The 24,140-nt window shown below is 48.4% G+C and carries 13 protein-coding genes; 5 read left to right on the top strand and 8 right to left on the bottom strand.

Going from position 1 to position 24,140, the window contains the following annotated elements:
- Nucleotides 1-339 precede the first annotated feature (339 nt).
- Nucleotides 340-1,521, bottom strand: coding sequence for an MFS transporter (locus OCU14_RS04370; RefSeq protein WP_261809963.1), 1,182 nt, complete (start codon nucleotides 1,519-1,521; stop codon nucleotides 340-342).
- Nucleotides 1,522-1,874: 353 nt separating this feature from the next.
- On the opposite strand from OCU14_RS04370, the gene lysS reads away from it, so the two are divergent.
- Both lysS and OCU14_RS04360 read left to right on the top strand, forming a co-directional pair.
- On the top strand, nucleotides 1,875-3,386 hold the full coding sequence (gene lysS, locus OCU14_RS04365) for a lysine--tRNA ligase (protein ID WP_261809962.1): 1,512 nt from the start codon (nucleotides 1,875-1,877) through the stop codon (nucleotides 3,384-3,386).
- A gap of 21 nt (nucleotides 3,387-3,407) precedes the next feature.
- The gene (locus tag OCU14_RS04360) at nucleotides 3,408-4,934 is read left to right on the top strand and encodes a UDP-N-acetylmuramoyl-L-alanyl-D-glutamate--2,6-diaminopimelate ligase (protein WP_261809961.1); all 1,527 of its coding nucleotides are present in this window, start codon (nucleotides 3,408-3,410) and stop codon (nucleotides 4,932-4,934) included.
- A gap of 244 nt (nucleotides 4,935-5,178) precedes the next feature.
- On the opposite strand, the gene potE is transcribed toward OCU14_RS04360, so the two are convergent.
- The 5 genes from potE to OCU14_RS04335 all read right to left on the bottom strand — a co-directional run bounded on the left by potE (nucleotide 5,179) and on the right by OCU14_RS04335 (nucleotide 13,754).
- Nucleotides 5,179-6,546 (bottom strand): putrescine-ornithine antiporter, encoded by a 1,368-nt coding sequence (gene potE, locus OCU14_RS04355; protein ID WP_261809960.1) that lies wholly within the window; start codon nucleotides 6,544-6,546, stop codon nucleotides 5,179-5,181.
- Nucleotides 6,547-6,654: 108 nt separating this feature from the next.
- Nucleotides 6,655-8,841, bottom strand: a complete 2,187-nt coding sequence (gene speC / locus OCU14_RS04350; protein ID WP_261809959.1) for an ornithine decarboxylase — start codon at nucleotides 8,839-8,841, stop codon at nucleotides 6,655-6,657.
- A gap of 33 nt (nucleotides 8,842-8,874) precedes the next feature.
- Entirely contained in the window at nucleotides 8,875-11,040 is a 2,166-nt protein-coding gene (speC, locus tag OCU14_RS04345; RefSeq protein WP_261809958.1) for an ornithine decarboxylase, read from the bottom strand.
- A gap of 638 nt (nucleotides 11,041-11,678) precedes the next feature.
- Complete coding sequence (locus tag OCU14_RS04340; RefSeq protein WP_261809957.1) at nucleotides 11,679-12,680, bottom strand: LacI family DNA-binding transcriptional regulator; 1,002 nt, start codon at nucleotides 12,678-12,680, stop codon at nucleotides 11,679-11,681.
- A gap of 111 nt (nucleotides 12,681-12,791) precedes the next feature.
- Nucleotides 12,792-13,754: a hypothetical protein gene (locus tag OCU14_RS04335; RefSeq protein ID WP_261809956.1), complete on the bottom strand. Its 963-nt coding sequence runs from the start codon at nucleotides 13,752-13,754 to the stop codon at nucleotides 12,792-12,794.
- A gap of 160 nt (nucleotides 13,755-13,914) precedes the next feature.
- Here OCU14_RS04335 and OCU14_RS04330 point away from each other — a divergent pair, with 160 nt between their 5' ends.
- Together OCU14_RS04330 and OCU14_RS04325 are read left to right on the top strand one after the other, a co-directional pair.
- Entirely contained in the window at nucleotides 13,915-15,081 is a 1,167-nt protein-coding gene (locus OCU14_RS04330) for a thiolase family protein (RefSeq protein ID WP_261809955.1), read from the top strand.
- A 53-nt stretch (nucleotides 15,082-15,134) separates the two neighbouring features.
- Nucleotides 15,135-15,326 carry a hypothetical protein gene (locus OCU14_RS04325; protein WP_261809954.1) on the top strand — a complete coding sequence of 64 codons (192 nt, stop codon included), beginning with the start codon at nucleotides 15,135-15,137 and terminating at the stop codon, nucleotides 15,324-15,326.
- Between the two features lie 74 nt (nucleotides 15,327-15,400).
- Here the strand turns inward: OCU14_RS04325 and addA are convergent, their stop codons facing one another.
- Both addA and OCU14_RS04315 read right to left on the bottom strand, forming a co-directional pair.
- The gene (gene addA / locus OCU14_RS04320) at nucleotides 15,401-19,171 is read right to left on the bottom strand and encodes a helicase-exonuclease AddAB subunit AddA (RefSeq protein WP_261809953.1); all 3,771 of its coding nucleotides are present in this window, start codon (nucleotides 19,169-19,171) and stop codon (nucleotides 15,401-15,403) included.
- Nucleotides 19,164-22,772, bottom strand: coding sequence for a PD-(D/E)XK nuclease family protein (locus OCU14_RS04315; protein ID WP_261809952.1), 3,609 nt, complete (start codon nucleotides 22,770-22,772; stop codon nucleotides 19,164-19,166). The genes addA and OCU14_RS04315 overlap by 8 nt, the downstream gene beginning before the upstream one ends.
- A 189-nt stretch (nucleotides 22,773-22,961) precedes the next feature.
- Here OCU14_RS04315 and OCU14_RS04310 point away from each other — a divergent pair, with 189 nt between their 5' ends.
- Nucleotides 22,962-24,104: an ArgE/DapE family deacylase gene (locus tag OCU14_RS04310; protein WP_261809951.1), complete on the top strand. Its 1,143-nt coding sequence runs from the start codon at nucleotides 22,962-22,964 to the stop codon at nucleotides 24,102-24,104.
- The last annotated feature ends 36 nt before the right edge of the window (nucleotides 24,105-24,140 follow it).

Raw genomic sequence — 24,140 nt, 5'->3', positions numbered from 1 at the left:
GGGTTTGATATAAATATCAAACCGCCCTACACATATTTGGTTTGTCGAAACAATGTTCAGTTTTCAAAGGTCTACCTGGTTGTTTGCCTGAACAAGCAACTCATAAAGCATATCATTCTATCTATTTGCTGTCAACAACTAAATTCAATCTTTTAAATTGGTCTAGTTGGTTTTTCGTAACAGCAACGTATACAACTATACCAACCAGCGCCCAAATCGTCAACTAAAAAATGACAATTAAACGATCTTTTTTCAAAGCCGAACCGTACAAGAAAAGCGTCCAAAATTGTGCTGTAAAAGCCGCACAATTTCAGACGCTAAATTAGTTGTCGTCCGTTGTCATTTGGCACGCCGCCGCAAGAGTGGCGCGACGCCAGCAACAAATCCGGCCGCAACGATGAAATCAACAGTCGCACACAGGAGGAATAAGAACTTAAATGACGTAAACTGACCGATCACGACACCCCCGAGAACAGGACCCAGGGCCTTCCCAACCGACGAGAAGGAATTGACTAGTCCCTGGTACTTCCCTTCATTCCCTACAGTGTACGCGTTAATCAAGGCCGGAACCCCTGGCACATAGACGGCTTCCCCAACTGTTAAGAGTGTCATGGCCATAAAGAGCACCACGATACCGGAAGTTGTCGTCATTAATAGAAAAGAAAAGGCAATCGCGAGGAGTCCAAATAGAATCTGCCATGGAATAATCCGCACATGGCTCGCCTTGGTCATCAGCGCCTGCACAATAATCAACAGAATCCCATTGTAGACCCAGAGATAACTGTAGAGTTTAATCCCCAAGCCTTCATTCTGAATGTAGACCGAGACGTTACTCATCCACTGCGCGTAGGTAATCCACATGAAGACCAACGTTAAGAGGATAATCACGAGACTCGCAACGGGGAGTTTCTTACTATTAGTTGTCGTGGTTTCCTGTGTCGTGGTTGCGACGGCTTCATCAGTACCACTGGCCTCAAACTCAGCTGCTTTCCAACGCCAGAGGGCAAAGGCCCCCAGGTAGCAGACAATCAGTAAGGTGAAGATTGGCCGCAGACTGTGATGGAAGAGCACCCCAATACTAGCCGTGCCGACGACCAACCCGACGTTAATGAATATATATAGTAGATTAAAGAGTTTACTGTCATTATGACTGAGCTGAGCCGTAAGGGCCGTAATCAGGGTTAACATACCCCCAGTGAGGAGCCCAAAGACAATCAAGACAATCGGATAGGCAATAATCCCATTCCAGATAAACCCGAAGCCAGCATCAATCACCAGTGCTGCGAGCATGCCCAACCCAACCGTTTTCGCCGAGTAGCGATCCGAGAGGACCCCACCTAGATATCCCCCCAAGACATTACATCCAGAGTAAGCTGCTAGAATCAGTCCACTCTGAACCAGATCTAAATGGAGGTTACCGTGCAGATAGATGGTTGTTAACGGCCACATCACACTGTACGCCGTGTTCACCAAGAACCCCAGCACCAGCAACGGCCACATTCTACGAATCGTTTTTAACATATGTCGTTTCCCGCCCTTCAATACTAATTCCATTCTATCATCACCCGTCACTGACCGAAACACCCGAATCGATCATTTAGCCCCGTCACTTGCCTGATCTCTCCGTGGTTTTATTACAAAAGTTCTAATAATTCAAGCTATACATAAATTGTTCCAGACCAATTTGCTAATTCGGTTTACAAAAGCCGTCAAAGTCACGTTTACCATGCTAGCACCCCGAAAGATTTATACATTTTTCTAAATAAAATTAACTTTTTTAGCGATTTCCCTTGCTTATTTGGGCAAAATAAATTAGATTTAAGTTAGATTTGGATTTGATTTACCGAATCAATACTTATCAGGAGGCCACATATATGAGCAATAATCATACAAACAGTTCCACGCAACCCGACTTAAACGATCAAATGCAGGTTCGGCGGGACAAAATGGACAAGCTCAGTGAACAAGGCATCGCGCCATTTGGACACCGGTTTGACAGAACCGATACTAGCAAGACACTTAACGACAAGTACGGTCAAAGCACTAAAGAAGAGTTGGCCGAAGATAAGCATAATGTGAGTCTTGCCGGGCGGGTAACCGCTAAGCGTGGTAGTGGGAAGGCCGGATTCGTCGATATTCTCGACCGTTTCGGTACTATCCAAGGCTACGCACGACAAGATGAACTCGGTGAATCTGCCTACGACTTATATACTTCTTTGGACTTAGGTGACTTTATTGGTATTCATGGTTACGTCATTAAGACTGATACCGATGAATTAACGATTCGAATTACGCAACTCGAATTCTTATCAAAGGCGTTACGTCCGTTACCTGACAAGTTCCACGGTTTAACGAACCAAGAATCTATCTACCGTAAGAGATACTTGGACTTAATTGCTAACCGCGATAGCTTTAACCGCTTTATGCAGGTTACCCAGATCAAGCGCGCAGTGCGTGAATACCTGGATAACCAAGGCTACATTGAAGTCGACACGCCTGTCTTACAGACGCAAGCCGGTGGTGCGGAAGCACGGCCATTCATCACTTCATCTAACGCCCTCGACATTCCTTTATATCTCCGGATTGCCACGGAGCTTTACCTGAAGCGCTTGATTGTCGGTGGATTCGAAAAGGTTTACGAATTAGGCAAGGACTTCCGGAACGAAGGGATTGACACCCGTCATAACCCTGAATTCAACATGATCGAAGTTTATACCGCGTATACGGACTATAACGACGTCATGGACTTAACGGAAAACATTTTCCGTTACACTGCCCGTAAGCTTCACGGCGATGGCCACATCACTTACCAAGGCACCCCTATTGACCTGGAATCTCCATACAAGCGGATTCACATGGTTGATGCTGTTAAGGAAGTTACTGGTATCGACTTCTGGAAGAAGATGTCCGTTGAAGATGCTCGTAAGTTAGCTGACGAAAATGATGTTGAATACGAAGACTACTGGACTGTTGGTCACTTCATCAACGCCTTCTTTGAAGACAAGGTTCAAGACACCTTAATTGACCCAACCTTCATTTATGGTCACCCAGTTGAAATTTCACCATTAGCTAAGAAGAACCCTAAGGACGGCCGATTCACTGACCGCTTCGAGTTATACATTAATGGTAACGAATATGGGAACGCCTTTACCGAATTAAACGACCCCGTCGACCAACGTCAACGTTTCGAAGCACAAGATGCTGAACGTGACGCCGGTAACGAAGAAGCCCATGGTATTGACGAAGATTACCTGGAAGCCATGGAATATGGTATGCCACCTACTGGTGGACTTGGAATCGGGATTGACCGGATGACCATGCTGTTAACGGATGCTCCTTCAATCCGAGACGTCATGCTATTCCCAACGATGCGTCCTAACGAGTAATCTTTGAAAAGAGGCAATTGCATGAAAGCATTCCAACTGATTGCGTTACTACAAGAACATGATTTGTACCAAAGTAATTCGCTAAAATCAGACGACGTTTCCTTCGAATCATTAGCTTATGATTCTCGCAACGTCAGTGAGAATGGTCTCTTCATCTGCAAAGGCAAGAACTTTTCAGTTGATTACCTAAAGCAAGCCATTGCTAATGGGGCCACTAGTTATCTCGCTGAAACTGATTATAGTGACGCGGTTTCCGTTCCGGGAATCATCGTCAACGACGTGCGTAAAGCTATGTCTTTAGCCGCCCAACTATTCTTCGGCTTCCCCCAAAATGATTTATTTCTGATTGGGTACACGGGAACCAAGGGTAAAACCACTTCCACTTACTTCACTCACAACATCCTTGAACATGCTCACCCAGGTGAGGTTGCCATGTTCTCGACTATCGACCGGATTGTTGGCCAGGGTGCTAAGAACCAATTCAAAGCCCACCTGACCACCGCAGAATCCTTCGATCTATTCAAGGAAATGCGAGAAGCCGTGGATAACGGCGCGAAGTACCTGGTGATGGAAGTTGCCTCGCAGGCTTACCTACTCGACCGGGTTTACGGGTTACAATTTGACGTTGGTATCTTCCTTGATATCACGCCAGACCATATCGGCATTAACGAACATCCTAACTTTGCGAACTACCTGTTCTGCAAACAACAGTTATTGCTGAATTCCCGTAACGTGGTGATTAACGCGGACACCGACCACTTCGATGAAGTGCTTGCTGCCGCTCAGGTCTCCACCGCACCCGACCACATCTTCACCTATGGGATGAATTCAGACTCTGCCAGCGTTTCGATCACTGATAACCAAGCTAGCTTGACGGCAAGTACCTTCAAATTAGTCGTTAACAGTGACAACCCAATGCTCGCCAGTCTCGCACAAACGTACAACGTCTCCGTTCCTGGTGACTTTAACCAAAGTAATGCTTCCGCAGCCATCCTGGCCACCGCAATTGCGGGTGCCTCTGCTGAGGATATGCAATACGGTTTGGCTAACACTAAGGTTCCTGGCCGGATGCAATTCACTCGGACCAAGAATCACGGAACCATTTACGTGGACTATGCCCACGATTGGGGCAGTATGAATGCGTTACTGGGCTTCCTGAGTACCCAATTCCCCGATCAACGGGTCATTGCCGTTCTCGGCAGTACCGGTGATAAGGGTGAAGACCGGCGAGAAGGTTTCGCCCGCGCCTTGAACGATTTCGCTGATGTCGCCTACTTGACGGCCGATGATCCGGGTCACGAAGACCCTATCAAGATTGCCGAGGAAATCGACAGTCACATCGACCACTCGAAGGTTGATACCACGATCGTGCCAAAGCGTGAAGACGCCATTCGCCAAGCCATTACCGGCGCATCCAATACGGATCTCGTGGTTCTGGCTGGTAAAGGTGAAGACAAGTATCAAAAGGTTAACGGTGTGGACACACCTTATCCTTCCGATCCAGTCGTTGCCGCTAACGTCTTAGAATCGTTAGCTGACGAAGCCTAACACTTTCAAGGATAACGAGTCATATTTAAACGTAAACAGCACGACAGGTGATTAAAATCACCTGTCGTGCTGTTTTTTTGCTATTCTATCGGAACTAAGTCGTACTTTGGCGATCCCATCTGGCTGTGAGGCTGTCTCCCCTACCCATTCTCAGAAATGGCAGCCATGGTTCCAAAACCCGTTCAACAGAAAAAAGCCGTCAGCCCACTCACGCGGACCAACGACTTTCTTTAACTGACTAATATTAGTTAGCTTCAGCTTCAGTAGCTGCGGCTTCCTTGTTAGCCTTGTCAATTTCCTTTTGGTCTAAGTCAAACTTAGGCGAAACGAAACCGTACATAGTCCAACCAAAGAAGGTAACTAATGAACCTAAGACCATGGCTTCGGCACCTGAAGCGTACATTGCATACAGTGAGTATAATGCAGCAACGACAGCTAAGAAGTTCGTAACCTTGTAGGTCATGTTGTGCTTGCTGATCCCGGCACTCAATTGAATGGTCTTGGAAGCACCCATTGAAAGAATGTAAGGAACCAAGTTAGTGATAACGGCCAAGTTAACCAGCACGTTGAATTGCTTGTTCAAGTCAGGACTGATAGTCATGAATGACAACAGGATTTGAACAACCAGTAAGATACTCATACCGGCAATTGGCGCACCGTTCTTCGTAACCTTGGAGAAGATTGCTGGGAAGTAACCTTCATCGGCAGATGACTTGAACACTTGGGCGATGGTAAATTGCCAACCCAATAATGAACCAAGACATGCAAGAACCATGACACCTTCAACAACTTTACCAGCCCAGCCACCGAACATGGTTGAGAATACTAAACCGAATGGGGCGTTAGAAGTCAGCAATGCTGAGTTCTTAACGATCCCGGCCATAACGTTGGTAGAAAGAATGTAAATGATCCCGGCACCAATGGTACCTGACATAACAGCGATAGGAACGTTCTTTTGTGGATTTTCAACGGCGTCCATGTTGGCAACCGCAGATTCAAGTCCTAAGAAAGCCCATAACGTAATTGGAATTGATGAAGCAATCCCGTCGAAGAATCCAACATTGTGTGGATTCCATGAAGAAGCGTACATTGATGGTGAGAACCAGAACCAGCCTAATACGGCCAAGATAACAACTGGGAGAATAACACCCCAGACAGTTACGGAACCAATCCGACCAGTCAACTTGGAACCACCGAAGTTAAGTAAGGTCGTTACGATAACCGTAATGATAACCCAAATCGTAACTTCAAGAGGCTTCAAGGTGATGTCTAAGAACACCGTCAAGTAACCAACAGCGGAAACCGCGATGGCAACGTTGGCGATAACCAGTGATAACCCGTAGGTAAAGTTACTCATGAAACTACCGTCTTTACCATATGAGTATTCGGCGTATCCACCCATACCACCGGATTTTTGACTAAACATCCCGTTTCTGGCGAAAACCCAAGCCAGACAGAGGGCCCCACCTAAAGTTACAACCCAAGACAGAACGGACATCGTCCCGACTTGTGCTAACTTAGATGGCAACATAATAATCCCGGAACCAAGCATGTTGACAACAGTAATGATGGTTAACTGCACAACACCCATTTTCGTGCTATTTTCTGCCATTTTTCTAACCTCAATTGAATAAAATTTTGAAACGAACAATTGCTAGAATGCCGGCCCAAAAAGGGCCGACATTCATTAGTATAAATCTAGAATCTCATAAAGTCTAGGTTATTTTGCGGCATCCTTGTCGTAAACGTAGCCGTAAGCCTTAACGCGGCCGTCTTCTTGAGGTTCCATGTAGACACCTTGGATTTCAGGGTCAAATCCAGGGAAGTTGTTGATACCTTCTTGGAGAATCGTGAAGTAAGTTGCGGCTTCTTGATTCCAAACTTCACCTGGGGCAACACATAAGATACCAGGAGGGTATGGAAGTGCACCTTCAAGAGCAGTTTCACCAACAATCTTGTCAAGTGGAACTAACTTAGCGTTGTTAGCAACTAACGCCTTGTCAGCATCGTATGGGGTCATGCTTGGCTTTGGCCAAGTCTTTTCCCGGAACAATGCACGTTGATATGCCTTGGCATTCGACTTCTTGTAGAAGTTGTGAATTTCTTGGCAAAGTTGACGGATCGTGTAACCACGGTACCGGTCAATGTTTTCAGCGTAAATCTTAGGTAAGACATCACTAAGTGGTGCGTCTTCCTTAATCAACTTTTCAAGTTGAAGAATGAAGTTAACCAAGTTGTCCATCTTAGCCTTAGTTTCAGCAGGGGTCAACAAGAACAGAATTGAGTTCAAGTCAGACTTTTCAGGGATAATCCCATGTTCACGCAAGTAGCTGGAAATCAGCGTTGCAGGAACACCGAAGTCTTCATATTCACCCGTTTCCATGTTGATACCTGGCGTCTTCAACATGAACTTCAGAGGGTCAACGAAGTACTGGTTGTCAGCATAGCCGGCAAATGAGTGCCACTTTTCACCCTTACCAAAGCGCCAGTAGTCGATGTCGTTAGCAATCGTATCAGTGTCAACGTCTTCCCACTTCTTACCATGAACAGTGGTAGGAATGAATGGCGTAAACATCGTTGATTCCTTGAGCATCCGCTTACGAGCTTCGATACCTAACTTAACCGTGTCGATCCACATCTTGGCACCGGCAGGGCCTTCCATCATCTTGGCGTTAACGTCAAGTGTGGAGTAGATTGGGTAGAATGGTGAAGTAGACGTGTACTTCATGTAGGCGTTGTTAAACCGTTTGTGGTCAATGTAACGCTTCTGACCCTTGATGTGCTTATCTTTCTTGTGAATCTGGGAAGCTTGTGACAAACCACCCATTTGCTTGTGGACGGATTGGGTAACGAAGATACCTGGATCTTCTGGCCCTAAGTCGTCAATAAGTAATGGTGAGCTATCCTTCATCATAGGAATGAATTGTTCGTATCCAACCCATGCAGAGTCAAAGAGGATGTAGTCACAGAGACGACCGATCCGCTTGATAACTTGGCGTGCGTTGTAGATACTACCATCGTAAGTCCCTAATTCAATGATAGCTAATCGGAATGGACGCTTTTCTTTAGCTTTTTCTGGATCCACCTTAGCAGCTTGTGCACGGATGTAATCTTCATTGAAAGCAGCGTCATCGATACCACCGATGAAACCGAATGGGTTCCGTTCAGTTTCGAGGTAAACTGGTAAACCACCAGCTTGTACCAAGGCAGCGTTGTAGTTAGACTTGTGGTTGTTCCGGTCGAACAATACCAGGTCGCCTGGCTTTACAGCTGCGATATCAACGATTGCGTTAGAAGTCGTCGTACCATTCATAACGAAGTAAGTCTTGTCAGCGTTGAAGACACGTGCGGCATGCTTTTCACCATCAAGGGCAGCACCACCGTGGGTCAACAAGTCACCAACTTCGACGTCAGAACTACTTACGTCAGAACGGAACAAGTTTTCTCCGTAGAAGTTGTACAGTGCACGACCAGCTGGGTGACGTAAGAAGAATTGTCCACCATGGTGCCCTGGAGTATCAAAGTTCAGGTTACCTTCTTCAACGTAATGTACCATTTCCTTGAAGAATGGAGGAATCATTTTGTCTTCATACGTAGCAGCAGCGGTTTCAATTTCACTGTCGTAGATGTTCCGGTAACTCTCGTCATTGTTGTCCAAGAAATGGAAGACCATTTCACGAACACTTGCATCGAGGGCTGCGGAGTCAGCAGTTAACATAAATACAGGAATATCGAACTTCGTTGCATTAATTAACTTAACGCTGGCAATGTCTTCGTCAGAATCAGTGACGACGGCAGCAGCAATATCGGTGAAGTCAGTCTTACCTACGAGATCAACGATCTCACGGTCAGTACTGAAGAATTTAAGAGCTCCTTCAGAGCTAGCTATTTTCAAAGGCTCAGCCATTTTCGATAAGTTCCTTTCTATTTCCGAGTGAGTTTACTTTTTGCTTGGATCGTAAACGTAACCGTAAGCAACGGTCTTGCCGTCTTCTTGCTTGAAGTAAACACCTTGAATTTCTGGTGCGAAACCAGGGAAGTTGTTAATACCTGCTTCAAGAATTGAGAAGTAAGTTTGAGCAACCTTGGTCCACTTTTCACCTGGGGCAACACAGAAGATACCAGGAGGATATGGTAAAGCACCTTCAAGGGCAGTTTCCCCTTCGATATCACTCAACTTAACTAACTTAGCATTGTTGTGTAACAATTCAACGTTAGCATCGTATGGAGTCATAGCTTGTTCTGGGAAGTAGTCAGCTAAGAACATCTTCTTTTGATATTCCTTAGCGTTGTTACCCTTGTAGAAGTTGTGTAATTCTTGGCAAAGTTGCTTGATAGTGTAGCCGGCGTAACGGTCTTTGTTACGTGCGTACAGACGAGGCAATACCTTAGATAATGGGGCATCGGCCTTAATCAAGCTTTCGAAGTTAACAATTTGGGTTACCAAGTTGTTCATCTTAGCAGGAGTTTCGGCAGGAGTCATCAAGAATAAGATAGAGTTCAAGTCATTCTTTTCTGGGATGATCCCGTGTTCACGTAAGTAGTTAGCTAAGATAACGGCTGGAACACCGAAGTCTTCGTATTCACCGGTTTCAACGTTGATACCAGGAGTCGTTAACAAGAACTTGTTAGGGTCAACGAAGTATTGGTTATCTTCGTAGCCGTCAAATCCATGCCACTTAGCTCCCTTTTCAAAGCGCCAGTAGTCGATGTCGTTAACGATCTTTTCAGTGTCAGCATCTTCCCAGTTCTTACCATTAACAACTGGTGGGACGAATGGACGAATCATGGTTGCGTTCTTTAACAGACTCTTACGAGCGTTAACAGAAGTTACCAATGCATCATGCCATAACTTCTTCCCAGCTTCCCCTTCTTGCATCTGAGCGTTAACGTCCAGAGTAGCGAATAATGGGTAGAATGGTGAAGTAGAAGCATATTGGTTGTAGGCGTTGTTGAACCGTTTGTGGTCGATGTAACGCTTCTGACCCTTAATGTGCTTATCCTTCTTGTGGATTTGTGATGCTTGTGAGAACCCAGCTTGTTGCTTGTGGGTTGATTGCGTTACTAAGATACCTGGATCTTCTGGTCCGAGGTCTAACAGTAATGGAGAACTGTTCTTCATCATAGGAATGAATTGTTCGTATCCAACCCAAGCAGAGTCGAATAAGATGTAGTCACAAAGGTGACCGATCTTTTCAACAACTTGCTTTGCGTTGTAGATAGTCCCATCGTAAGTCCCTAATTGAATAACAGCTAAACGGAATGGGCGCTTTTGCTTGGCCTTTTCTGGGTCAACCTTAGCAGCTTGCTTCCGGATGTAGTCTTCATCGAAGTCGCGGGCGTAAATCCCACCGATGAATCCGTAAGGGTCACGGGAAGTTTCTAAGTAAACTGGACGGCCACCATCTTTAACGAGGGCAGCGTTGTAAATGGACTTGTGGTTGTTCCGGTCGAACAGAACCAAGTCACCGGGAGCAACAGCAGCACCAACAGCGATGTTGTTAGAAGTTGAAGTCCCGTTCATTACGAAGTATGTCTTGTCAGCGTTGAAGACTTGTGCAGCATGCTTTTCAGCATCCATAGCTGGACCTTCGTGAATTAACAAGTCACCTAAGTCAACATCGGCGTTACAGATGTCGGCACGGAAGACGTTTTCACCGAAGAAGTTGTAGAATTCGCGACCAGCTGGGTGCTTAGCGAAGTATTGCCCACCTTGGTGTCCTGGACAGTCGAACTGGATGTTACCCCGTTCAACATATGACTTAAGGGCTTTGAAGAATGGTGGTAATACACTATCTTCGTACTTTGCGGCAGCCGATTCAATTTCACGATCAACCAATTTACCATCTGACTTACTGTTTAAGTCAACAATGTGGTAAATCTTTGCCATCAAATCGCCCTGGATCTTTGAACTGTCTTTACTGAGAACAAAGACTGGCACACCAAACTTAGTTTCTTCAACCGCATTGATAGGATCAATTTCATCATCCATAACAACGACGGCAGCTGAATCAACGAAATCAGTGTTGTTAGCATCGACGATTTCACGAGTAGTGGTGAAATACTGCCGAGCTTCCTCAGTAGACGCAATCTTTAAATTATCCATGAGAGCCTCCTTATAAAATTTACAATTTTTACCACGATCCCCGGATGAGGGAATCGAAGTAAGACTTACACTCTTATTTTTACTACATTTTGAAAGCGCTGACAAGGGGGTCTTTCATTTCAAATCGCCCTTTACGCCTCATTAGAAGATGATGGGAATTCTCTTTTTATCAATAAATATACTCATCCGTTGGATTGATTACCCGCTCACTAGACTGGACCAATCCCGTTCAAAGCCGCGTGGCAGCGCTATCTTTGGTAAGTAGGGCTTTTCACGAGCACAACTAATAATATTCATATTAAATGTATATTGCGGGTCAAAAACGGTCAAAATTAGCGTCTGCTTTTCATTCAAAAATAATTTTTACTTTTTTTTACTAACCCCATCAAAAATCGGTTTATGTGGTCACTTTTGTCCACTGGTCGATCGGCCCATAGCCTAGAACGTATCTGTTTTCAATAGTTTATAGTCTCTTTTTACTTTGTTTTCGCAAGGCGTTTTCATTTACCTGAAATGGGCAGGTTTGGGTGGCAACCGGTTGCCTTATTTAAGCGGTTTCATTTTCATTCATGCTTTTTTAATTTTTTATGCATAAAAACCAAAAAGGACCACCCTAAACCGGGTGATCCTGAGACATCTTAGATATGTTTGACGCTTGAGCGCTTGACCAGTCCAATCGGCAGGTTCAATGTTCCTCGTGGTGTCTGTGGCTTCTGATTCAGCTCTTCTAACTTATCAAAAGCTGCCCGACCAATGTCGGACGCTGGAATCAACACCGACGATAGCTGCGGATGCGTATAATTATCCAACTCGGAATTGCCAACGCCTAGTAAAGACTGGGTGTCTGGCACGCGCTGACCCTTTGAGGCCAAGCCCCGCATCATCCCAATCGCGATCTCATCCGCGGCGGTAAAGACCGCCGTGTAGTCTTGTAGATTGGTCGTCTTAGCAAAACGATAGCTCTCGGCTAGTGACGGCACAATACGGAAGATATCTTGCTCCTCTAGCTGGAGGTGATACTCTGCCAGCCCTTCACGAAAACCGGCAATGATCTCCGAGTTCGCGTGGTTTCCTTGGGGCACGACCACCGCCATCTTACGATGTCCATTGGCCAACAGGTACTCCGCCGACAGGACTCCCACCTCATGGAGGTCGACCCAGACGTCGGAGTCACTAACCGCCGCATGGCTGTTGATGACGACGTAAGGGACCTTAAAGGCCGCTGACAACTCTCTGAGAATCTTCGCTGGAACCACTGGCTCGCAAAGAATCAAGCCATCAATCGGCTCTCTGAATAGTCCCTTCAGGTCCCGCAAATTATCTTCGTAGGTATCTCCGACTTCATAGAGCGAGACGATAACCTCCGTCCCCGCTGACTCACGAATACCCGCAAGGACATCCTGATAGAAAAATTGATTAAACGCCGTCATGACAACGCCAAGCCGGTAAATTTTCTTGGCATATCGCGGCACAACTGGGCGCTTTTCGATATGATAGCCGAGTTCATCGCGCAACTGAAAAACACGTGAACAGGTTTCCTGACTGAATCGCTCACCCTTACCATTGAGAATCAACGACACGGTTGTTGGTGAGATCCCCGCTGCCTTGGCAATGTCAGTAATTGTGACCTTCTTGACCATAAAAAGCACACCTCGCCAAATAGTTATTATAAGTTAATCATAAACTAATCTGACGCTAGGTAAAAGTTTTTTGTGATTTTACCTGCAAATTCAGAGGCGGTCACGAGTACTCTAACGCTTACGCCGACGACGGCGACGCTGCTTGCGACTATATTTAATTTGTTTGACAGGCTTGGTCCGTTTTAACTGACGATCTGCCGTAAATAACTCCCGACTAACTGCCGGATGGGCCCGCAGATAGCTCTGCGTGAAGTGATCGACAGCCGCGTGGTCCTGCGTATCGACGCCGGCTTGTTGCATGGCTTCGGTCAAGCCTTCATAGAATTTTTCCAATTCGGGATTGTACATCGTCACCAACGCCTCATGCTGCTTGAGTACCCAGTCCTGTAACGCGGCAGCATGTGTCAGTTGATTCGTTTGTTCGAGATAGGTAAAGAGCGTCGTCAGGGCAAAAGGCACTAACTGAAAGAGACCAGAGACCCGGTCCCGTTCATCCAGTAGATGCGTGAATGGTCCAAACATAATGCCACTCAACGTGTCAACATCCCAATCCTTCGGCGCCAATTTTCTCCCGGTAATCATGAGTTCCGCGGTGGTGTGAACGATCGTCACGAAGTGGTGTTGATCGGCGACCGTCAAGTTCATGACTTCTGGTTGTTCAAACATAGCTTGAACCCACTGCTTGACCTGTTGGACAACTTCATCGTAGTCTGCCTCTTCCTGTGCGGCCTCTGCATGCTTGGCAACCAATGCGGGTCGCGCTTCTTTCAGTGCCGCGACTAATGACTTTACCTGATAGCCTTGGGCCTCGAAGTAAGCTGTCATCACAGGGACAACCGCCACATAGTAAACGTGCGGCTGGTCAACTAAACTTGGGAGCGCCGCCAGTGTACCGGCAACCTGCCGCGACGTCCAAGCTCCTTGGTTGAGATCCACCGTTTTACGAGCGGCCAGCACATCCGTTAGAATCGTTTTGGCATACTTTTGTTGGTTGGTCGACAGCTTTTTAAACTGCGTAGTGGCGAGAAAATCTGCCACTGTCAGAGTGTCAACCGCTTCATCTGTCTGTTCCATTACAACCAATCCCCTATCTTGTAGACTCCTCCTCATTATAAGAAAAGTCTTTAAGAAAATGCAAATCCTCACCTCATTCCAGCCCTCCACCAAGACAAAAACGGCAAAGTCGGTTATATTTAAGTTTCGGAAACTCATCGGAAAAGGAGAATTCATACACATGGCAGAAGAAGTTGTCATCGTCAGCGCCGTTCGGACGCCCATCGGTAAATTTGGCCGGAACTTCCGGTCAGTCTCTGCCGTTACCTTGGGGACCATCGCCGCAAAGGCCGCTATCAAGCGTAGTGGTCTCGAACCCAACATGATTCAACAAACTATTTTTGGCACCGTCCTCCAGGCTGGCCAGGGACAAAACGTGACCCGTCAAATCGAATTGAATGCGGGACTTCCCGCTAGCAGTACCGCCATGACCGTCAATCAGGTCTGTGGATCCAGTTTAAAGGCGATTCGTCTGGGACAAGGGGCCATCCTCATGGGTGACGCGGATGCCGTTCTGGTCGGTGGAACTGAAAGCATGAGTCGAGCACCTTATCTCAGTCATCATGCCCGCTGGGGGCGCAAGTTTGGCGACCTCACCCTCACCGATAGCCTCGCTAAAGACGGCCTAACCGACGCCTTCAGCCAAGTTCCCATGGGAATTACGGCCGAAAATGTCGCCGAAAAATTCAACGTTAGTCGCGCCGATCAGGATACCTTTGCGTTGCGTTCCCAACAAAAAGCCACGCAAGCACAAGCCGACCACCGATTCGATGCCGAGATTGTCCCCGTACCTGTTGATGGCAAAACCATCACACAGGATGAGGCCGTCCGGACAACGACTTCACTCGATCAGCTGGAAGCTCTGAAGCCCTCCTTCAAAGCTGGCGGCACCGTCACCGCAGGGAATGCCGCCGGTCTGAACGATGGGGCCGCCGCCATGGTTTTGATGCGTAAGTCCGCAGCTCTAGCCGCTGGCATCCCCTACCTCGCCACGCTGAGTGGTTATCAGGAGAGCGGTATTGATCCCCAGATCATGGGGTACGCCCCGGTCACCGCGATTCAGAAGGTCCTCCGGGATCACCACTTAACGGTAGCTGATATCGACCGTTTTGAAATTAACGAAGCCTTTGCCGCTCAATCGGTTGCCATCACACGAGATCTTCAAATTCCCGCAGACCGGTTGAACGTCAATGGCGGGAGTATTGCCCTGGGACATCCCCTAGGCGCTTCTGGAACCCGTATCGTAGTTACCCTACTTCACGAACTCCTGAGAACCCAGACTCATCGTGGCCTGGCTGCCATGTGCATCGGCGGAGGGATGGGCATGACCCTGCTCGTCGAACGCTAAACCAAGAAGTCTGGTATAATGCGGTTAACAAATTGAAATGAGTGAGGTGCCCCATGCTGACAGCAGATTTCGATGTCAAAATGAAATTATTAATTTTAGCGAGTCTGGGCCTGATCATTCTCTGTGGGGCCTTAGTCACAGTGGCCCGACGCCATACGACCTACCGGCGTCACCTCCCCGGGGTAATTGGGGCAATGGTGGTTCTCGCCTTCATCTTGGTCTCATTACTCATGATTCACCATTAATCTAAATTTAACGACAACAGGTCTCAGCAACTCGACGCCACTTCTGGTGCGAGCTACTGGGACCTGTTTTTTGATCAACCTTGAATTTTTTGTTCCGGTACCGCAACTAAGGTACCTGTATCCAAGAGATACAGGTACTGTGCCGTCACGGGTTTGCCGGTCATTTGTCGTAACGCTGTGGCATAGAGATTAACCTGTCCACCGTAGCGGTCCACCAATTTTGCCGTACTCCGGTCGACTGCCCGTTGATTGACATGGTCAGTCTTGTAATCGAAGAGCGTGATGCCATCAGCCGTTTCCAAATACCCGTCCACGATCCCGTGAATGAGGACTTGTGAGTCGTTTTCACGGAAATCTTGGAATAGGCTCTTGGCTGGAATCAAGAGTGAGAATGGCACCTCTCGATGTAACTGATCGGGATGAGCCAACACGGCCTGTCCCACCGGCGTCTCAAAGAAGCCTAGGACGCGATCTGCTTCAATTTTTGCCGCCACTTCCGGTGTCAGAATCTTTGTCTCAACCAGTCGATCAATCACCGTCTGAACAGTTTCCGCCGTTGGGACACTGGTAACCGGTAGCTGTTGTAGCACCAGGTGGGTTGCCGTCCCGATTTCGGTCGGTAGCGGTGCCCGTACCGTTTGCAGAAACTCTGGCCGTTCGAAGTCATGGCTGACGAACCGTCGACCGTGGCCGGTAGGTTCATCCGGCTGATACTCCCCAATCGATGCATTGTCGGGATCTTCGAAGAGCCGCTTGGCTTCCGAGACTGACTGATAAGCCGTGGTCAGTGTTGCTGCCTCATGCGGGTACTTGAAGTCCATGACACCACGAATGGCCGTCTGTTCTAAAGGCGTTCCCGCCTGAGCATCTGCCTGGGTCTGGGTTTCTTTCAACCAGTCTGCGGCCTCTTCACCGACGGCCGTCACCGGTCCCAGATCTTGGGCTGTCGCAAAGCTAACCTGGAAGTTAGTTTGATCATCAACTAACTTCAGGCTAGTGGCTTCGCCGTCGCGCCAGTCAGGATTGAATTGTGGGGCTCTGACCAGACACATCCCCACCCAATCCAGGTAGTTTGCCAGCGTATGTTTTTCTCGCAAAGTCGCATTGAGCACCAAGTCAGGACTCTGGTAGGCCTGGCGCCAAGCTTGCAGGGCCTCATCCTTGTTCTTGTGAGATCCGACAAGATAAACGCGCGATTCAGCTCTAGTTAAGGCCACGTAGAGTTTCCGCATTTCTTCTGCGAGACTGGCCCGTGAAATCGCTTGGGCAACGACTAATTTCTGGAGGCTGGCCGCCCGAATTCGCGTCTCGGGATCCAAATAATCGATCCCAATGCCATTCTTACCGCTCATAACATAGGTTCCCTGTTGGTCTTTAACGTTAAACTGGTGCGAGGCATCCATGATAAAGACCACTGGAAATTCCAGCCCCTTACTCCCATGGATCGTCATCACCGATACGGCATCTTCTGCTGTCTGAACCGGCGCACCAGCCAGATCGTCGTCACGTTCCTGGAGACGTTCCACGAACCGAACGAACTGGAAAAGCCCTTTGAAGCTACTCTGCTCATAACTCTGAGCCCGTTCGTACAACGCATGGAGGTTAGCCTGTCGTTGCTTACCGGCGGGCATCCCCCCGACATAGTCTAAGAAACCCGTGTCCTGGTAAATTCGCCAGATAAGCGTGACTAGTTGGTTCTGGCGGGCGATGTCGCGGAACGTGTCGAGTTGTTCTAAGAAGTGACTCACTTTCTGATAGACCCGTTGCTGCATATCACTAGCGGGACCACCACTAGTCATCTGTTGTTGAAAATGGCGAACTGCTTGATAGTAGTCCCCGGTCCGTTGATTAATCCGCAACAACGCCAGTTCGTTTTCGTCGAGACCCACGATGGGTGACCGTAGCACAGCCACGAGCGGGATATCTTGGTAAGGATTGTCGATGACCTGTAGGAGGGCCATCATGATCTGAATTTCAGTCGTCTTGAAGTAATTCTGCGCATCATTAACCACGACTGGAATTCCCAGTCGACGAAGTTCATCCGTAATAATAAGATTATTGCTCCGAGTAGGGGTCAGTAACGTAATGTCCCCATAGGTCATCGGCCGAATACACTTTTTATCGCGATCATAGATCGGCGTTTTCTCAGCGATGAGGGCTTGAATCTTCTTCCCAGTCATCAAGACTTCTCCCTGATGTTTATCGTCCACCTGGAAGGTCTCGTCCATCGCCTCGCCATCCTGGTCGTCCGACTCGGTATTCCCGGTCAGATAGACTAATAACTCAGCGGTACTGGTGACTTCTTCCGGATAGTAAGTGGCTCCAAAGGCCAACTCGGCATCCCCGGTATAAGCCACCTCACCCAGTTCACGATTCATCAGTTGTTTAAAGATTAAGTTCGTAAAATTGTCGATATTTGCCATCGAGCGGAAGTTTTCGGCTAAGGTGATCACGCCCCCTGCCTGTGGATCTTGGCCGTAATGATCGGCCTTCCCCATGAAGAGGGTGGGATCTGCCTGACGGAAGCGATAGATCGATTGCTTCACATCCCCCACCATGAAAAGATTCCCATGAGGTGCTGGATCGGCAATTGCCGTTAAAATAGCTTCCTGCAAGCCATTGGTATCTTGGTACTCATCGACCATAATCTCGGCATACTGCTGGCGAAGTCGTTCCGCCACCTGCTTGGACTGTTCAGTTTTGCTGGCCAGAATCTGCAACGCGGCATGTTCAATATCCGCAAACTCCAAGACCCGCCGCCGTTCTTTCTCGACCCGGTAGGCCTCACGGTAGGCCAACACAACCCGTGATAATTCTGTGATCAGTTCCCCGGAACGTTGCATGACCGCGACAAGCTGATCCTCTGGTTGGGCGAAGTACGTGTCGCAAATTTTCTTGAGTTCATCCTTGGCAGGTTCATAGTAAGCTGTCTTCAGAACATCATAGACTGGGAAATCCTCATTGGTCTTTCGAATGCTGGGAATTGTCCCCCAATGAAAGTCCTGGATAGCCGCCCGTAAATCATTCCAACTGCCATTGGTCACTAGATCTTCCACCTGGGTTAGCAACTTCAAGGCTTTGGACATGTGATCGGCCTGTTTCTTCAACTCATGTTGCGTTGCCAACTCCTGGGCACTGACCAGGTCCGCCTTAACTTGGTTTAATTTGCTCGTTAACAGCGGTTGAACCTGCTCCTGATAGAACGTCGTATCCGTTAACTTCGCTGCGTCCAATTGGTAGGCCACCGGTAGCTGCTTCAACCAAGCAACGGGATCGGGCGTGGCATTGGCAAAAGTATACGTCTGTTGAACCAATTCGGCCAACCCATCATCGCTCCGGTCATTAGAGAAGTTTTCAGTTAACCGGGCAAACCGACCTGACTCGTCGTCGGCATAAAGTTCTTCCCGCAAGTCGTCCCAAACCTCATCTCGAAGCAAGCCTACTTCCGTCTTATCTGTAAGTTGTCGAAATACGGGGTCCATATCAATAACATAGTAGTAGTGTTGCAACAGGTGTAAACAAAAGGCATCCAGTGTCGTGATATCAGCCACTGGCAGTTGATTTAACTGGCGTAAATAGAACTGTTGCTGCTGTTCGTCCTTCGCTTCTGTCAGTTCCTTACGCAGCGCCTTTTGAATCCGGTCGCGCATCTCGGCCGCTGCGGCATTGGTAAAAGTCACGATGAGAAACTCATCAATTCCAGTACCTTCCTTCAGACGTTCGATCACGCGTTCTACTAGAACACGGGTCTTCCCGGAACCTGCCGAAGCCGATACCAAGAGGTTATTTCCGTGTTGATGGATCGCCTGATCCTGACTGGGGGTAAATGAAAAGCCATTACTCATGATGGTCCTCCTTTCTGGTTGCGGCCGCCTGCTCGTCTTGAATCATCTTAAAGACCTGATCGCGTTTGAGTGGTGCCAAATCATGGTAATTATTCATAGGGAGCAAGGGGTCAAACTGCATAATAGCCTTGTACGGTGTGTACTGCATGGCTGTTTTATTCTGGCTCTTTTCTCTGACCGGAGCCAGATCGGTTTTTCCAGATAGAATCCCGTTGGCCGCGCGCTTAATTAGCGTTTCCGTATGAGCTAACAATAAATCCAGTTCATCCGGCGTCACGAGCATCCCACTCTTGGAATAAAAGCCGCCTGCCTTTCTCTGGGCAATACCGGTAAAGAGTTGTGAACTCCCAAAGTTGCCTTCCTTGCTAAATAATTCGTCAATATTGTTCAAAAGTTCCGGATCATTTAATAGTAATCCTTGATATTTTTCCGCCTTCAGTAAGGCGCCAATTGGATCTGCAGGGTCCACATCTGCCAATTTCAAAATGGGATTCTGCAGATGCAGGTAAACTGCGCCTGCTAGCTCGGCAGCCTGCACATCGGTGTCTTCTAAGTATTCTGACAGGTTTTGCTTGACCGCATCCAGGTAGGTTAACATCTGCATGGATTGCCCATAGAAGGCCTCTTGGAAGCTGAACTTATGCTCTGAACTCTTGTAGTCCACAATACCCAAATAGGTCTTATCCGCCGTTTTCAAGCCATCCAACCGGTCAATCCGGCCACGAACGGTCACCTGGCGTTCATTGCCCAGATCAAAAGACAATCCCGTCCGTTCATTCTTGGTTCCAAATTGAACCTCCGTCTTCCGGGGCCGTAACTGGGTGCGTTTACTCTGTTCCCAGAGGGTCTCGGCCATCTTCTGCATGGTCTTCTCAAGCTGCTGTTGGATATACGTCATCCGATGAGAGCTCTGCAGAATGGCAAATTGGGGGTTCACGTCAGTATCCAAGACGTTGGCCATGACCTCCGTTGCCAATTCATGGAGTTGTTGCTGATCCAGTTTGGCCAAATCCAAATGCTGGTCATGAATCTTGTGAATCAAGCCATCCATCGTGGCGTGGAAGAACTCCCCGGTACTAGCCGGCGATAATTCAAAAACATCTCGTTCCTGTAGCTTCAACCCATACTTCAGAAAGTAGGCATACGGATTGGCATAGTATTCTTCCAATTTTGAGATCGAGGTACTGATATGTGCGCCGTACAGGTCGGTCACAATTTCTGGTTTTAAAGCCTTTGGCACATTGCGGTAATTCAGACTGCCCAATAATTTCACAGTCAAATCGCCATACGTCGGATCGTCTTTCAATAGGCGATAAACGGTGATCCAGGCCGGCGACAATGGTTGTTGCCGTTCCTGACTGTCATGACTCGCCTGGACCAAGTGACGGAGCGTGGTGCGCCGGGTCCCCACAAAGGACCCAATTCCCGTCTGTTCGGCTCGTGGCGCTGCGGCCGCAATAATTGGTTTCAAATTAAAATGTTGTTGAATCCGGGCCACGTAAGGCGAAATCTGCAACGTGTTGTCGTCATCACTGGTGACTGGGTAACTGAAGATCAACTGTTCACTGGCACTCATGAAGGCCAGATAATTCAGGTAGGGTTCCCCAGCGAGCTGGGTGGCCGCATCATCTCTCAGATAATGGGTTTCATCCGTCGCCTGTAATTGCGTACTCAAGTCTTGACGATCATTATCCGCTAACAGCGTAGTTGGCACCTGATCATCCGGCATGTTGTCGGCAGTCGCCCCCATCAGGAAGGTCACCTTCCGATTGTTGGCCTGAACCAGCCCACTTTCGGAAATAGTCACCTGATCCAAGGTCGACGGAATCTGGCTGTATTTGGCTCCAGCAAAACCAGACTGTAGGATCGCCTGGAAAGTTGTCTGATTAAATGGCATGTTGCCTAAGATATCGTGACATTCGTCTAGCATCTGACAGAAGGTCGACCAAGTCTGTTCGGGTTGCCCCGCACGCATCAAATCTCCCGCGTCGATTGCCTGATCACGCCAGGTCATCAGCCGATCGGCAACGCCTGCGTGATCCAAAAATTGGTAAAGGATCGCGGCGGCGTCGGTATAGGTCTCAGCTTTTTTAAGTCGCTGAAAGAGTGGTGGCAAGGTGTTGCCGACAAAGTGGCGAATCAGGTTAATCTGCCGGGTAATGCGTTCGTCTTGTGTCGTCTGGACCTGATCGGCGACAGAAGCAAACCGGGTATAGACCCAATCCTTCTTCTGCGTCCACCGATACTGGCCCTCGTAGCCATTCTTCAAAACCAAGTTCTCCGTTAAGGCCAACGCCTGACGATACGTTTGTAAATCAATTGGCTGGCCTGCCGAATTTCTCGGTAAGAGGAGTTCTGATTTCAGGACCCGAAAGACATCGGCATAGCGATAGTTACGCCGATCGACGTCAAAGAGGGCGTTGATGAGTTCCACAAAGGGATGATCGGCCATTTGAACATCGGCATCATCGAAGTACGGAATTTCTTGCGATTTGAAAATGGGATCGATCACCGTTTGATAGGCATCGAGGTGGCGGGCGACCACTAAAAAGTCTTGATAACGATAGTCACCGGTTGCCACCATCTGGCGAATCTTAATGGCGACTTGGGCCACTTCCACGTAACGATTGGCCGCCTGAACAATTCGAATATTCTCCGATACCTTCGTGGCCTTAGTCGGCACTGTCATTAGTGAATTAGAGGTTTGCCAGTAGGCATCTAGTGCCTGTAGGTCGGCTGAGACCCGGGGTTGTTGGGCGAGCTGGTCAGGTTCCAAACGCACCTGAGCGGCCGCGGCCACTTGGGCCAACTGAAAGTATAACCGACCAGATTGATAGAACAAATTGGTGGCGTCTGGCTTCTGATTGCGATAAGGCCGATCGAGGTTTAACGCCACGGTTACACTGGCGGCGTGTTCGATTAAGACTGCCACCAGCCGACGTTCCTGAGCGCTCAACTGAGAGAAACCTTCAAGGTAGAAATGAGCCTGGCTGAGATCAACCTTCGTGGCAAGAAAATCCGCCAACTGGTTAAGCAGGTCGGTATTTTCGACATACTTTCCCAGCATCTGCTGTTCAAAGGCATCATAGATAATCATGAGATCATGGAGCTTGGCCTGAAGATCGGCGTTAACCGTATCCATCTGTTCAACGGCCGTCATCAGGTCCACGGCGGTGACTTGTCCCACCTTGAGTTCGGCCAGCTGCGCCGTCAACTGGCTGACAAAACCAGGCCGATCGACTTCCCCACGAAAGATAGTTAACTCATCCGCATGGCTTTGAATGATTTGGTAAATCAGCATATTGAGTCCAGCCTTGGAGATCCGCGGTAATTGATAGACCGGTTCATTCTTCATAAAGAACCAGGCCAAACGGGTAAATGAAAAGACCTGAACCTGAGACTGAGCAAACAATCCCTGATCCGGGGCCAAACGCGCCTTCAGTGCGGCTAAAACATCGACTTCCGTTTCAAACTTGATATGGTTAGGAACCAAATAATAGTCCCGATCCTGGGGATGATCCGTCACCTGCTGTGCCAAAGCGGTCACCATGGGCGTCCGGTGATCCCGCCCTGCGCTCCCCAAGACGAATTGTAAACTCATATGCCAACCTCCTATGTTATTTTTACTTGATTATAGTCTAGCATACCTCACGCCAAAAGCGAACAAGCGTTTGGTTAAAGTGCCAGTTAACGGCGAACTTTTTTGCACAATCAGTCTTCATTTCGCCAAAACCGTGCTACACTAGGACTTAAATATTAAAAAATGGTGAGAAAGCGAGTTGAGTCTTCTATGCAAAAAAGCGAACAAGTTGAAATCTTACAGCATTTAATTCAAATTAACTCCGTCAATGGAAATGAGGCGGCCGTGGCCGACTACCTACAGCACCTCTTCACGGCCCACGGCATCCAGTCCCATCAGGTCCCTTATGCCAAAGGACGCCATAATCTTATCGCAGAAATCGGAGATCCCGACAACGATCGCGTTCTGGTGCTCTCTGGTCACCTCGACACCGTAGCCACCGGCGACCTGAGCGACTGGGAATTTGATCCCTTCGCTGCCCACATCGAGAATAACCGCCTCTACGGCCGTGGCAGTGCCGATATGAAGAGCGGTCTGGCAGCTATGGTCATCACCTTCCTGACCTTGGCGGATGCCCAGACGCCACTTAATGGCCGCTTGCGTTTCATCGGCACTGTGGGTGAAGAGAACGGGGCCATGGGCTCACGCATGCTGACCGAACAAGGTCTGGCAGATGATATCAGCGCCATGGTCATCGGCGAACCAACCGGTGGTAACATCGTTTATGCCCACAATGGCTCGCTCAACTACCATGTTTACTCTAAAGGGGTGGGGGCCCACAGCTCCATGCCGGAAAAAGGCGTGAACGCCGTCACCAATTTGGCAAAATTCATTACCGCCGAAGCGACGGCCTTTGACGACGCCCCAGTCAGTCCTGAACTTGGACCACTGGTACACAGCGTCACGGTCTTCAACGGTGGGGAACAGGTAAATAGCATCCCCGCCAAAGCCGAGCTACAAGGTAACATCCGGCCAATTCCAGAATTCGATAATGCGGCCGTGATCGCCCGGTTGAATGCCGTCGTTGACCGGTTGAACCAGGAACCCCAACAGGATTTGACCCTTCACGTAGATTACAGTTTCAAACCCATCATCTCCGAACAAACGTCACCGTTGGTCCAACTGACCAAGAAAATTGCGGATGCTGAATTCGGCCACGCGATCAACCTCCAGGTCATTCACGGTGCCACGGATGCCTCCGAATTCACAAAATCCAGTAACGTCTTCCCCGTCATTGTCTACGGAGCCGGCGACTGGCGGGATGCCCATGCCTTAAACGAATCTGTCGATCTGGACCAGTTTATCCACGTGCAACACGTTTATCAGCAACTCGCAGAACAATTCCTCGCGTAAGCCGCTTATCCCATTAATGACTAGCTAAAGGGGTCG

The organism is Levilactobacillus humaensis (genome assembly GCF_024345185.1).
Taxonomy (GTDB): domain Bacteria; phylum Bacillota; class Bacilli; order Lactobacillales; family Lactobacillaceae; genus Levilactobacillus; species Levilactobacillus humaensis.
The sequence above is the reverse complement of the archived record's forward strand: the minus strand, read 5'-3'. Positions and strand labels throughout refer to the sequence as shown.

What these genes read in the sequence shown, in the direction of transcription:
- OCU14_RS04335 (WP_261809956.1), bottom strand. Translation starts at nt 13,754, where the DNA reads ATGGAACAGACAGATGAAGCGGTTGACACTCTGACAGTGGCAGATTTT.
- OCU14_RS04330 (WP_261809955.1), top strand. Translation starts at nt 13,915, where the DNA reads ATGGCAGAAGAAGTTGTCATCGTCAGCGCCGTTCGGACGCCCATCGGT.
- speC (WP_261809958.1), bottom strand. Translation starts at nt 11,040, where the DNA reads ATGGATAATTTAAAGATTGCGTCTACTGAGGAAGCTCGGCAGTATTTC.
- OCU14_RS04370 (WP_261809963.1), bottom strand. Translation starts at nt 1,521, where the DNA reads ATGTTAAAAACGATTCGTAGAATGTGGCCGTTGCTGGTGCTGGGGTTC.
- OCU14_RS04310 (WP_261809951.1), top strand. Translation starts at nt 22,962, where the DNA reads ATGCAAAAAAGCGAACAAGTTGAAATCTTACAGCATTTAATTCAAATT.
- OCU14_RS04315 (WP_261809952.1), bottom strand. Translation starts at nt 22,772, where the DNA reads ATGAGTTTACAATTCGTCTTGGGGAGCGCAGGGCGGGATCACCGGACG.
- addA (WP_261809953.1), bottom strand. Translation starts at nt 19,171, where the DNA reads ATGAGTAATGGCTTTTCATTTACCCCCAGTCAGGATCAGGCGATCCAT.
- speC (WP_261809959.1), bottom strand. Translation starts at nt 8,841, where the DNA reads ATGGCTGAGCCTTTGAAAATAGCTAGCTCTGAAGGAGCTCTTAAATTC.
- lysS (WP_261809962.1), top strand. Translation starts at nt 1,875, where the DNA reads ATGAGCAATAATCATACAAACAGTTCCACGCAACCCGACTTAAACGAT.
- potE (WP_261809960.1), bottom strand. Translation starts at nt 6,546, where the DNA reads ATGGCAGAAAATAGCACGAAAATGGGTGTTGTGCAGTTAACCATCATT.
- OCU14_RS04360 (WP_261809961.1), top strand. Translation starts at nt 3,408, where the DNA reads ATGAAAGCATTCCAACTGATTGCGTTACTACAAGAACATGATTTGTAC.
- OCU14_RS04325 (WP_261809954.1), top strand. Translation starts at nt 15,135, where the DNA reads ATGCTGACAGCAGATTTCGATGTCAAAATGAAATTATTAATTTTAGCG.
- OCU14_RS04340 (WP_261809957.1), bottom strand. Translation starts at nt 12,680, where the DNA reads ATGGTCAAGAAGGTCACAATTACTGACATTGCCAAGGCAGCGGGGATC.